We start from the raw sequence: 12,213 nt of genomic DNA on the forward strand, positions 1-12,213 counted from the left end.
CCGACCCGCTGCCGTCCGACGGCATACCGTCCGACGGCATGCCGTCCGACCCGCTGCCGTACGACGCGATCCTGCTGTACTCGTTCGGCGGTCCGAACGGGCCGGCCGACGTGCTGCCGTTCCTGCGCAACGTGACGCGCGGCAAACACATCCCCGAGGCCCGGCTCGTCGAGGTCGGCGCCCACTACGACCACTTCGGCGGTCGCAGCCCGATCAACGGGCACAACCTCGAGCTCATCGCGGCGCTGCACGAGGAGCTCGGCCGGCGCGGCGTCGACCTGCCGATCGGCTTCGGCAACCGCAACTGGGAGCCGTACACGGTGGACGCCCTCGCCGACCTGCGCGCCGGCGGCGCCCGGCGCGTGCTCGCGATCGTGACCAGCGCGTACGGCTCGTACTCGGGCTGCCGGCAGTACCGCGAGAACCTCGCGGCCACGCTCGCCGCGCTCGCCGCGCAGCCGGCGGCCGACGACGCCGCGGCCGTCCCGGCGCTCGTCGTCGACAAGCTGCGGCACTACTTCAACCACCCCGGCTTCGTCCAGGCGAACGCGGAGGCGATCGCCGACGCGTACGCCGCCCTGCGTGCCCGGCGCGAGGCGGGCGCCGGCGCGGCGGGCGGCGGGGCCGGGGACGCGGCGTCGGCGGCGCCGCTGGTGTTCGTGACCCACTCGATCCCGGACGTCATGGAGGAGGGGTCGGGCGCGCAGCGGCCGAGCTACGCCGCCCAGCACCTCGACGTCGCGGCGCTCGTGGCCGCGCGGGTCGCCGAGCTCGTCGGGCACGCGGTGCCGTGGCGGCTCGCGTTCTGCTCGCGGTCGGGCCCGCCGAGCCAGCCGTGGCTCGAGCCCGACGTGAACGACGTGCTCAAGGAGCTGTCGGGGGAGGGGGTGCGCTCCGTCGTGCTCTCGCCGATCGGCTTCATCTCCGACCACATGGAGGTCGCGTTCGACCTCGACACCGAGGCGATGGAGACGGCCGCCGAGCTCGGCCTTACCGCCGTCCGCGCGGGCACCGTCTCGACCCGGCCGGCGTTCGTCGCCGGGCTGGTCGACCTGGTGCTCGAGCGCGCGGCGCGCGAGCGCGGCGAGGACGTCGAGCCGGTCGCCGTGGGCGCCCTCGGCGCCTGGCCGGACGTGTGCCGCGCCGGCTGCTGCCGCCAGCGCGCCGGCGTCGACTCCGGCGTGCCCGCGGCCTGCGGCGAGGATTCCGACCCGACCGAATGGACCGCCTCATGACCGCCAGCACCCCGGCCTCGACCGACTCGAACGATCCGACCGACCCGAACAGCCAGATCCGGTACGCGATGTTCTCGGTGTTCGCGCTCGACGGCGCGCTGCCGGCCGACGACGTCGCGCGCAGTGCGCTGGTCGCCGAGGCCGAGGAGGCGGTCACCACCGGCGACGGCGACCTCACGCTCCGGGGCTGGTACGACGTCGGCGGGCTGCGGGCCGACGCCGACCTCATGGTCTGGTGGCACGGCGACTCGATCGAGGCCGTCCAGGGCGCCTACCAGCGGCTGCGCAAGTCGGGCCTCGGCCGGTACCTCACGCCGGTCTGGTCCGTCGCGGCGCTGCACCGGCCCGCTGAGTTCAACCGCGGGCACCTGCCTGCCTTCATCTCGGGCGAGCCGCCGCGCCAGTACCTGTGCGTGTATCCGTTCGTGCGGTCCTACGAGTGGTACGTGCTGCCCGAGGCCGAGCGCCGCGGCATGCTGATCGAGCACGGCCAGGCCGCGCGCGACTACGCGGACGTGCGCGCCAATACGCTCGCCGCGTTCGCGCTCGGCGACTACGAGTGGATCCTCGCGTTCGAGGCGGACGAGCTGCACCGCATCGTCGACCTCATGCGCGAGCTGCGCGCCACGCAGGCGCGCCGGCACGTGCGCGAGGAGCTGCCGTTCTACACGGGCCCCCGCACGACGCTGGCCGCGTGGGCGGACCGCCAGCCCGCCGACGACTGAGCGGGCGGTCGCCCGGGCAACCGACGCCCTGGGCTAGGTCCAGGCGGCGGCGAGGCGCTCGAGCGTCGTGCGCCGGGTCGCGACGTCGTAGGTGGTGGACGTGACGAGCAGCTCGTCGGCGCGGGTCTCGTCCACCAGCTTGTCCAGCTCGACGACGGCGCGGTCGGCGGTCGTCGCGATCTGGGTCCCGGGCAGGCTCGCGAGCAGCTCGTCGGCCGCGGTCCCGCGCAGCTGCGCGAGGATGCCCTCGGCGTCGTCCGGGCTCACGATCGGGCCCAGGCGGCCCGTGCGCAGGCTGATCGCCATGACCCGGCTCGGGCCCGCGAGGTGCGCCGCCTCCGCGGCGGAGTCGGCGATCAGCACCGAGGCGCTGACCATCGCGTGCGGCGCCGCGAGCTCGGGCGACGGGCGGAACTCCGCGCGGTAGGCGGCCATCGCCTCGAGGGTCTGCAGGGCGCCGAAGTGGTGCGCATACGCGAACCGGACCCCGAGGGCCGCGGCCAGCCGGGCGCTGAAGGTGCTCGAGCCGAGCAGCCAGACCTCCGGCGTCGTGCCCTGCGCGGGCGTGGCCGAGAACCGGCGCACGAGCGCCGACGGCGCGTGGGCGGGGTGGGACTGCCCGAGCAGGCCGAGCACGTCGAGCAGTTCGGCCGGGAACTGCTCCGCGCCGAGGCCGTCGGTCGTGCGGCGCAGCGCGGCGGCGGTCGCCGGGTCGGTGCCGGGCGCGCGGCCGATGCCGAGGTCGATCCGGCCCGGGTGCAGCGCCTCGAGCATCGCGAACTGCTCGGCGACGACGAGCGCCGGGTGGTTCGGCAGCATCACGCCGCCCGAGCCGACGCGGATGTTCTTCGTCGAGGCCGCGAGGTGCGCGATGAGGACGGCCGGCGACGTCGACGCGACGGCGGTCATGTTGTGGTGCTCGGCGACCCAGAACCGCCGGAAGCCGAGGTCGTCGGCGGCGCGCGCGAGCGCCGTCGTGTCGGCGAGCGCGTCGGCGCTGGTGGAGTCCTCGCGCACGGTCGCGAGGTCGAGCACGGACAGGGGCACACGGTTGTCGGTCACCCCAGCCTCAACACCGGCCCCCGCCGATCCCTTCCGGCGGGGCGCTACGGGTAGAGGCCGCGGATCTGGTGGGCCTCGGCGACGCGGCGCACGCCGATCGTCAGGGCGGCGTCGCGCAGGGTGAGGCCGTCGGCGCGGGCCGTCTGGGAGACCGCCGCGTACGCCGTGAGCATCCGGTGCTCGAGCCGCTCCTCGATCTCGCGCTCGGTCCACCAGTACGCCTGCGCGCCCTGGACCCACTCGAAGTAGGAGACGATCACGCCGCCGGCGTTCGCGAGGATGTCGGGGACGACGACGATGCCCCGCTCGGCCAGGACGCGGTCGCCGGCCTCCGTCGTCGGCCCGTTGGCGCCCTCGACGACCCACCGGGCCTTCACGGACGCCGCCGTCTCCTCGTCGAGCACGCCCTCGACGGCGGCGGGCACGAGCACGTCGACGTCTAGCCCGAGCAGGGCGGTGTTGTCGATCGGGTCGCCGCCCGCGAAGCCCACGACCGACCCGGTCGTGTCGACGTGCGCGAGCAGCGCCGCGATGTCCAGGCCCGCGGGCGCGAAGACGCCGCCATACTGGTCGCTCACGGCGAGCACCTTGGCGCCCGCCTCGGCGAAGAACCGGGCCGCGTGCGAGCCCACCTTGCCGAAGCCCTGCACCGCGACGCGCACCTCGGACAGGAGCACGCCGGCGTCGGCCAGCGCGGCGCGCGTGGAGTGCACGATGCCGCGCGACGTCGCCGTCGCCCGCCCGAGGGAACCGCCCATCGACAGGGGCTTGCCGGTGACCACGGCCTGGATCGTGTAGCCCTTGTTCACCGAATAGGTGTCCATCACCCACGCCATGGTCTGCTCGTTCGTGCCCATGTCGGGCGCCATGATGTCCCGCTCCGGGCCGATCATCGGCATGATCTCGCTCGTGTAGCGGCGCGTGACGCGCTCGAGCTCGGTCTGGGAGTACTGCCGCGGGTCGATCGTGACGCCGCCCTTGGCCCCGCCGTACGGGAGCTCGACGACCGCGCACTTCCACGTCATCCACATCGCGAGCGCGCGCACCTCGTTGCGGTCGACGCTCGAGGCGTACCGCAGCCCGCCCTTGCCCGGCCCGCGCGAGATGTTGTGCTGCACGCGGTACCCCCGGAACAGCTCGGTGCGGCCGTCGTCGCGCCGCAGCGGCACCGCGACGTCGATCTCGCGCCGCGACGAGGCGAGCATGTGGTGCAGCCCCTCGTCGTACCCGAGGATCTTCACGGCGTTCGCGAGCTGCGCGTGCGCGGTCGCGAGCGGGGACGGGTGCGGGTGCGGGGTCGGCGGTGCGGTGGACGGGACGGGCTCGGTCATGCGGGTCAACCTCCTGGAAAGCCTGCCGCCGGCATCGTCGCCGACCGCTCGGACCTGCTCGCGCGCCCCCACCCTGCCATCTACCCGGTCAGGGGCTGAACTCGAAGTGCCAGTACTCCGGGTAGGCCGCGCCCTCGCGGACGCTCGCGGGCGCGGACCAGCCGAAGGCCGGGCCGTTCGCGACGAGCCAGACGTAGCGCGGCGTGCCGAAGCCGTACACGCCCGGCCACTCCTGCAGGTCGAGCGCGAGGCCGAGGCCGTGGTTGGACGTGCCCGGCCGGGCCGCGAGCGCGCCGTAGTACGCCCGGATCGCGACCTGGTCCGCGTAGGAGCGGTAGGTCAGGTCCATCGCGATCGGCTCGCCGAACTGCGCGCGGAACGCGTCGTTGAGGCGGGTGAGCGCGGCGGCGGCGTCGCAGCGCAGGTACTGGGGGCTGCCGATCTGGTCCGTGCCCCACGGGATCAGGCACATCGCCGAGGCCGGCATGTGGCCGTTCGAGCCGTCGCCGTCCGCGGTGGGCACCGACGTCACGAACACGGGCGCGCCGCCGGGAGCGGCCGGGGCGGCAGGGCCGGGCGCGGCCGCTTGGTCGCCGGCCGCCGCGTCCTCGGCCGCCGACGCCGCGGCGTCGGTCTCGGTCCGCCACGCGGCGTGGGCCTGCTCGACCGTCGTGCGCGCGCCGTCGACGCTGGCGCCCGCGGACGCCAGCGCCGGCAGGGTCACGCGCGCGGCCAGGGCGGCGCGGGCGCCGTCGAGCGCGGCGGCGAGCGCCTGGCGGACGGCGTCGTCCGCGACCTGGTCGGCCGACGCGGCCAGGACGGGCTCGGCCGCGGCGATCCGGGCGGTGAGATCGGCGTCGGCGGCGGCGCGCGCGGCGACCTCGACCGCGCGGGCGTGCGCGCTGCGTTCGGCCGCGAGGGTCGCGGACTCGGCGGCCGCGACGGCCCGCGCGGCGTCGTCGGCGCGGTCGGCCCGGGCGAGGGCGCGCGCGGTGTCGGCCGCGGCGGCGGCGGCGGCGGCGGCCCGCTGCTCGCGGACCTCGACGAACGCCGCGGCGGCGACGCCGAGCACGAGGACCAGGGCGACGGCGAGGGCCAGGCGCCTGCGGGTGGCCGTGGCGAGCCAGCGGAGCGTCACGCGAGCCGCCCGCCCGTGCTCACGCCGAGCGCGTCGATCCGCGCGACGTCGGCGGCCTCGAGCGCGAAGCTGAGCACGTCGAGGTTCGCGGCGATGCGCTCGCGGTGCACGGACTTCGGCAGGACGACGACGGCGCTCTCGAGGTGCCAGCGCAGCACCACCTGGGCGGGGCTCACGCCGTGGCGGGCGGCGATGTCGGTCAGGACGGGGTGGGTGAGGTCGGACCGCCGCAGCGGGCTGTAGCCGGCGATCTCGACGCCGCGGGCCGCGTGGGAGCCGAGCAGCCCAGCGTCGAAGTCGGCCGGGCTCCAGGGGATCTGGTTGACCGCGGGGGCCTCGCCGGTCGCGGCGACGAGCTCGTCGAGCTGGGCGACCGAGTAGTTCGAGACGCCGATCGCGCGGACCAGGCCCTCGTCGCGCAGCTCGATGAACCGGGCCCACGTCGCGGGCGTCGCCGCGCCGTTCGGGGGCCAGTGCACGAGCCAGAGGTCGAGGTAGGTCGTGCCCAGCGCGGTGAGCGACCGCTCGAGGGTCCGGCGCTCGTGGCCCGCGCGGTCGGGCGGCAGCTTCGAGGTGACGAAGACGTCGGCACGGCTGACCCCCGAGGCCGCCAGCGCGCGGCCGACCTCCGCCTCGTTGCCGTAGGCGGTCGCGGTGTCGAGGTGCCGATACCCGAGCTCGAGGGCGGTGGAGACCGCACCCTCGGCCTCGGCGCCGACGGCGCGCCAGGTGCCGAGCCCGAGCAGCGGGATGTCGCCCCCGCGCAGCGCGAGGGCGGGAACGGGCGCAGCGATCATCGCTCCATGATGGCCTCCCGCCCCCGAATGGTCGATTCGCCCCCACCCACTCCGAGTTTTCAGAGGATCCGGTGCGTAGTCCGCTCACATTCCTCTCACAACCGAGCGCGGCGGGCGGCGGGACGGCGGGCTGGCGGGAGAGGGCGGGCTGGCGGGAGAGGGCGGGCTGGCGGGAGAGGGCGGGCTGGCGGGAGAGGGCGGGCTGGCGGGAGAGGGCGGGCTGGCGGGCCGGCCGGCCCGCCAGGAGGGCGGGAGAGGGCGGGCTCGCTGGCCAGCGGGTGCGCTGCGAGCCCGGTCGAGCCGCTCGCGCCCCACCTCGGCCGCTCACCGCGCGATCCCTCACGTTTGGGCCGAATCGGTGCGCAATTCGAGCAGATTCGGCCCAAAAGCGTGTGGCGGGGGGGGGGGGGGGAGGCGAGTCCGGGCGGGGCGGGGAAGGGTGGGCGGGGTGGGCGGGGCGCGGCGGGGCGGAACAGTTGCCGGTTAGCTCGGGTGGGAGCGGCGGCGGAACTGGGCCGGGGTCTCGCCCGTGAGGCGGCCGAAGGTCCGGGTGAAGACCGCCTGGTCGTAGAACCCCGACGCTGTCGCGACCTCGGCGATCGGCAGGTCCCCGCCGGTGAGCAGCGTCGCGGCCCGGTCGATCCGCGTCCGCAGCACGAACTGCTGCGGCGAGAGCGAGAACACCTTGTGCATCCGGCGGTCAAGGGTCGACGGCGAGCAGCCCGCCGCGCTCGCGAGGTCGGCCACGGTGATCTGCTCCGCGAGCCGCTCGTTGACGAGCGCGACGACGCGCGAGAGGGAGTTCACGGCGACGTCCGCCTCGTCGTACGTGCGCAGGTCCTCGGACACGCTGACCAGCCCGACCACCGCGCCGCCCACCCGCACGGGGATCTTGGACGTCAGGTACCAGCCCGGCACGCTCCCCGGCCGGCGGATGAGCTCCAGCACGCCCCGCAGCGGCTGGCCCGACGAGATGACGGCGTCGTCCTGCTGGCTGTAGTGGTCGGCGAGCGGCCCGAAGAGGTCCTCCGCGCGCCGGCCGATCACGGTGCGGCGCGACCGCTCGCCGGTGCGCACCACGAACGCCCGGTTCACCGCGACGTACCGGCCCGTCGGGTCCTTGGCGCAGAACAGGGTGGCGGACAGGTCGTCCATCAGCAGCAGCATCTCGGGCCCGAGTGAGCGCAGCAGGACCGCCGCCTCGGGCCAGGCGGGGGCGGGCTCGCCGGACCGCCGGCGCTGCGGCGGCGCGCCCGGGCTCGCGGTTCGAGGTGTCATGACAGCCCGGAGAGTACACAACGTGGATTTCCGTCACGATGTGCGCCCGATCGGTACAAGACGCGGCGGCCCGTCGGGCTGCACGATTCTGGGATGACCACACTGGCCCTGCCCCTGACCGATGCCGCGATCGAGCTCGCGGACCGTTGGGTGCGGCTGACCGCGGCGGGGGAGACCGCACGCGAGAAGCGCACCACCGGGCGGCTTGCCGCGCTGGTGTCCGACCCGGCCGGCCTCGAGCTCGCCGTGCGGTTCGTGGACCGCGTCGCACGCCCCCAGGACATCGCGGTCGCCGCACGCGAGCTCGCCGGGCTCGGTGCGTTCACCGGCGCGGCCGGCAGCTTCCTCGGGCCGGTGGACCGCACGCTGCTCGGCGTCGGCACGCGCGTCGCCCCGCTGCTCCCGGCCGTCGTCGTCCCCGCCGCGCGGATGCGCCTGCGCCAGCTCGTGGGCCACCTCGTGGCCGACGCCGGCCCCGGGCTCGCGAAGCACATCGCGGCCGCGCGCGCCGACGGCTTCACGCTCAACCTCAACCTGCTCGGCGAGGCCGTGCTCGGCGAGGGCGAGGCGACGAGCCGGCTCGGGCGGGTCCGGGCGCTGATCGAGCGCCCCGACGTCGACTACGTCTCGATCAAGGTCTCCGCCGTCGCGAGCCAGCTCTCGACGTGGGACACCGCCGGCAGCCGCGACCGCGTCGTCGCGCAGCTGCGCCCGCTGTACCTCGCGGCCCAGGCCCACGGGACGTTCCTCAACCTCGACATGGAGGAGTACAAGGACCTCGCGCTGACCACGGCGGTCTTCGAGCAGATCCTCACGGACCCGGAGCTCGCGGGCCTCGAGGTCGGCATCGTGCTCCAGGCCTACCTCCCCGACGCGCTCGCGGCCCTCGACGAGATCACCGCGATGGCCCGGCGCCGCACCGCGGCCGGCGGCGCGCGCATCAAGGTCCGCCTCGTCAAGGGCGCCAACCTCGCGATGGAGCAGGTCGAGGCCGAGCTGCACGGCTGGGCCCAGGCGCCGTACCCGATCAAGCCGGCCGTCGACGCCAACTACGTGCGGCTCGTCGAGCGCGCGCTGCGCCCGGACCGGGCCGCGCACGTGCGCGTCGGCGTCGCGAGCCACAACCTCTTCCACGTCGCTTACGCGCACCTGCTCGCGACCGAGCGCGGTGTGACGCCGGCGCTCGACATCGAGATGCTCCAAGGCATGGCGCCGGCGCAGGCGCGTGCGGTGCGCGACGACGTCGGCCGCGTCCTGCTGTACACGCCCGTCGTCGCGGCCGAGGACTTCGACGTCGCGATCTCGTACCTGATCCGCCGGCTGGAGGAGAACGCCGCCGCGCAGAACTTCCTGCACTCGCTGTTCGCCTCCTCGGGAGCGCCCGACCCGGTGCAGCGGCTCGCGGGCCAGCGCGTCGCGTTCGTCGCGTCGGTCCTGGACGCCGAGCTGCCGCCGACCGCGCCGAGCCGCCTCCCGCGCGCCGCCGTCGCGCCCGACGCGCCCGCCGAGGTGTTCGCGAACACCCCCGACACCGACGCCGCCGTCGCCAAGTCGCGCGACTGGGCCGCCGAACTGCTCGTGCGCGCGGTCGAGGCGCCCCCGGCCGCGACCCTCGCGACCCCCGCCGACGCCGACGCCGCCGTCGAGCGGGCCCGCGCCGTCGCCGCCGGGTGGGCCGCCACCGCGCCCGCCGCGCGCGGGGAGGTGCTGCGCCGCGCGGCCGGCTATCTCGAGCTCGCGCGCGGCGACCTCGTCGCGACGATGATCGCCGAGGCCGGCAAGACGATCTCCGAGGCTGACCCCGAGGTCAGCGAGGCCGTCGACTTCGCGCGCTACTACGCCGAGCAGGCCGAGCTGCTCGCCGACGGCGCCGTCCCCGGCGCGCGGTTCAGCCCCCGCGGCCTGACCGTCGTCACCCCGCCGTGGAACTTCCCGGTCGCGATCCCGGTTGGCTCGATCCTGTCCGCGCTCGCGGCCGGCTCACCGGTGCTGGTCAAGCCCGCGCACCTGACGCCGCGCTGCACGCAGGTCGCGGTCGCGGCCGTGCACCGCGCGATGGACGACCTCGGCGTGCCCCGCGACGTGCTGCAGGTCGTGCTGGCCCCCGATCGCGCCGCGGGTAAGCGCCTCGTGACGCACCCGGAGGTCGCGCGCGTCGTGCTGACCGGCTCGATCGAGACCGCGGAGCTGTTCTCGTCCTGGCGCGACGACCTCGAGGTGCTCGCGGAGACCTCCGGCAAGAACGCGCTGGTCGTGACGGCGTCGGCGGACGTCGACCTCGCGGTCGCCGACATCGTGAAGTCGGCCTTCGGGCACGCCGGGCAGAAGTGCTCCGCGCTGTCGCTGCTGATCCTGGTCGGCACCGCGGGCCGGTCGGACCGCCTGCGGCGCCAGCTCGCGGACGCCGTGAGCTCGCTGCGCGTCGGCCCGGCCACGGACCTGTCCACCGGCATGGGCCGGCTCACCGAGCCGGCCGCGGGCAAGCTGCTGCGGGCACTGACGAGCCTCGAGCCCGGCGAGCAGTGGCTCGTGCGGCCGCGCCAGCTCGACGACGCCGGGCTGCTGTGGACGCCCGGGGTCAAGCACGGCGTCGCGCCCGGTTCGTTCTTCCACCTCACCGAGGTGTTCGGGCCGGTGCTGGGGATCATGCGCGTCGAGACGCTCGACGAGGCGATCGAGCTCCAGAACGCGGTCGCGTTCGGCCTGACCGGTGGCATCCATTCGCTCGACGACGCCGAGATCGACACCTGGCTGGACCGGGTCGAGGTCGGCAACGCGTACATCAACCGGCACATCACCGGGGCGATCGTGCGCCGCCAGCCCTTCGGCGGCTGGAAGGCGTCGTCGGTCGGCCCCGGCGCCAAGGCGGGCGGGCCCAACTACGTCGCCGAGCTCGGCGCGTGGGCGGACGGCCCCGAGGTCCCGACGGGATGGGGCGCGGCCGACGACGACGCCTGGCTGGCCTGGGCCGTCGCCGACGACGCGCGGTGGTGGGCCGAGGAGTTCGCCGTCGAGCACGACCCGAGCGGGCTCGCGGTCGAGACGAACGTGCTGCGCTACCGGCCAATCCCGCACCTGACGGCGCGTGTCGGCGCGGACGCGCGCGAGCGCGACGTGACCCGCGTCCTGCGGGCGGCCGAGCGCGCGCAGGTGCCGGTGACCGTGAGCCGGGCGGGCGTCGAGAGCGACGAGGCGTTCGCCGAGCGCGTGCGCGGCGGCGGGGTCGAGGGCCGGATCCGCGTGGTCGGCACGGCGCCCGGCCTGCGCTCCGCCGCCCGGACCCGCACCGGCACCGTCACGGTGCTGGACGGCCCGGTGCTCGCGAGCGGCCGGCGCGAGCTCCTGACGGTCCTGCGCGAGCAGGCCGTCAGCCGCACCCGCCACCGCTTCGGCCACGTGTCCTAGCGGCGCCGGCCCGTGTGGGCATTCGGCTCTACGCAGCGCGAGTGTGGGCAAACGGTCCCCTGAACTGGCCGTTGACCGGCAGATCGCCCACACCCGTGGGCCGGAGCGCAGATCTCCCACACTCGGCGCACGTGGGCCGCGCGACCGGCCGACCCGGCGCCTAGGCGGAGTAGCGGATGACCAGCTCGGGGGCGAAGATCACCGGGGCCTCGGCGACCGGCTTGCCGGCCAGGAGGTCGAGCAGGATCTCGCCCGCGACGCGGGCCATCGCGACCACCGGGTTGACGATGGTCGTCAGGGTCGGCGTCGTCGACATCGCGACGGCCAGGTTGTCGTAGCCGACGACGGCGACGTCCCCCGGCACGCTGCGGCCGGCGGCGGCGAGGACCCTGAGCGCGCCGACGGCCATGAGGTCGGACGCGACGAAGATGCCGTCGAGGTCGGGGTGCTCGGCGAGGAGCTGGGAGGCCGCGAGCGCGCCGCCCGCCGTCGTGAAGTCCCCGTTCGCGACCATGTCGGTCGGGAGCCCGGCGTCCGAGAGCGCGTCCGTCCAGCCTGCGAGCCGGTCGAGCCCGGCCGACATGTCCTGCGGCCCCGTGATCGTCGCGATCCGGCGGCGGCCCGTGCGCACGAGGTGCTCGGCCGCGATCCGCCCGCCGCCGCGGTTGTTGACGTCGACGTACCGCACGTGGAGGTTGCCCTCGAACGGGCGGCCGACGAAGACGGTGGGCACGGCCGAGCGGTGCAGCTGGTCGGCGAGCACGTCGTCGCGGTGGTGCGAGACGACGACGGCGCCGTCGACGTGCCCGCCGCTGAGGTAGCGCAGCGTGCGCGTCGAGATGTCCTTGGGGCGGGCCATGACCAGGATGAGCTGCAGGTCGCTGTCGCGCAGCGCGGAGTTGAGCCCGTTGATCGTGCCCGCGAAGAACGGGTCTGTGAGCACCCGCTCGTCGGGCTCCGGGACGATGAGCGCGACGGAGTCCGTGCGCCGGGTCACCAGGGAGCGCGCCGCCCGGTTCGGGATGAAGCCGAGCCCGGCCACGGCGTCGTCGACGGCGGCCTGCGCCGCGGGGGAGACCCGCAGCCCGCCGTTGATCGCGCGTGAGGCGGTCGACCGGGAGACGCCGGCGCGCTCGGCGACCTGCTCGAGGGTCGGCGCGGGCCCGCGCGGGCGGTCGTCCACGGGGTCGAGGGCCGTGAGGTCGTCTGCCGTCATGCGTTCACCGCCCTCTCGTTGCTGGT

At 75.4% G+C, this 12,213-nt stretch carries 9 protein-coding genes; 3 read left to right on the forward strand and 6 right to left on the reverse strand.

Translation table 11 applies throughout. The annotated features are described in order from the left end of the window. Window positions 1-38: 38 nt before the first annotated feature. Window positions 39-1,235 (forward strand): ferrochelatase, encoded by a 1,197-nt coding sequence (locus J4E96_RS04135; RefSeq protein ID WP_227425660.1) that lies wholly within the window; start codon window positions 39-41, stop codon window positions 1,233-1,235. After that, on the forward strand, window positions 1,232-1,960 hold the full coding sequence (gene hemQ / locus J4E96_RS04140; RefSeq protein WP_227424522.1) for a hydrogen peroxide-dependent heme synthase: 729 nt from the start codon (window positions 1,232-1,234) through the stop codon (window positions 1,958-1,960). The genes J4E96_RS04135 and hemQ overlap by 4 nt, the downstream gene beginning before the upstream one ends. 33 nt (window positions 1,961-1,993) lie before the next feature. Here the strand turns inward: hemQ and J4E96_RS04145 are convergent, their stop codons facing one another. From J4E96_RS04145 to J4E96_RS04165, 5 genes are all read right to left on the reverse strand, one after another. Next, window positions 1,994-3,022 (reverse strand): LLM class flavin-dependent oxidoreductase, encoded by a 1,029-nt coding sequence (locus tag J4E96_RS04145; RefSeq protein WP_227424523.1) that lies wholly within the window; start codon window positions 3,020-3,022, stop codon window positions 1,994-1,996. A 44-nt stretch (window positions 3,023-3,066) separates the two neighbouring features. Continuing rightward, window positions 3,067-4,353, reverse strand: coding sequence for a Glu/Leu/Phe/Val family dehydrogenase (locus J4E96_RS04150; RefSeq protein WP_227424524.1), 1,287 nt, complete (start codon window positions 4,351-4,353; stop codon window positions 3,067-3,069). Between the two features lie 88 nt (window positions 4,354-4,441). After that, the gene (locus J4E96_RS04155; protein WP_227424525.1) at window positions 4,442-5,491 is read right to left on the reverse strand and encodes a M15 family metallopeptidase; all 1,050 of its coding nucleotides are present in this window, start codon (window positions 5,489-5,491) and stop codon (window positions 4,442-4,444) included. Further along, window positions 5,488-6,288 (reverse strand): aldo/keto reductase, encoded by an 801-nt coding sequence (locus J4E96_RS04160; RefSeq protein ID WP_227424526.1) that lies wholly within the window; start codon window positions 6,286-6,288, stop codon window positions 5,488-5,490. The genes J4E96_RS04155 and J4E96_RS04160 overlap by 4 nt, the downstream gene beginning before the upstream one ends. Window positions 6,289-6,771: 483 nt before the next feature. After that, window positions 6,772-7,566 carry a helix-turn-helix domain-containing protein gene (locus J4E96_RS04165; protein ID WP_227424527.1) on the reverse strand — a complete coding sequence of 265 codons (795 nt, stop codon included), beginning with the start codon at window positions 7,564-7,566 and terminating at the stop codon, window positions 6,772-6,774. A 93-nt stretch (window positions 7,567-7,659) separates the two neighbouring features. On the opposite strand from J4E96_RS04165, the gene J4E96_RS04170 reads away from it, so the two are divergent. Next, window positions 7,660-10,971 carry a proline dehydrogenase family protein gene (locus J4E96_RS04170; RefSeq protein WP_227424528.1) on the forward strand — a complete coding sequence of 1,104 codons (3,312 nt, stop codon included), beginning with the start codon at window positions 7,660-7,662 and terminating at the stop codon, window positions 10,969-10,971. A gap of 160 nt (window positions 10,972-11,131) precedes the next feature. On the opposite strand, the gene J4E96_RS04175 is transcribed toward J4E96_RS04170, so the two are convergent. Then, the gene (locus J4E96_RS04175) at window positions 11,132-12,187 is read right to left on the reverse strand and encodes a LacI family DNA-binding transcriptional regulator (RefSeq protein ID WP_227424529.1); all 1,056 of its coding nucleotides are present in this window, start codon (window positions 12,185-12,187) and stop codon (window positions 11,132-11,134) included. Window positions 12,188-12,213 lie beyond the last annotated feature (26 nt).

This window comes from Pengzhenrongella sicca, from assembly GCF_017569225.1.
GTDB classification, from domain to species: Bacteria; Actinomycetota; Actinomycetes; order Actinomycetales; family Cellulomonadaceae; genus Pengzhenrongella; species Pengzhenrongella sicca.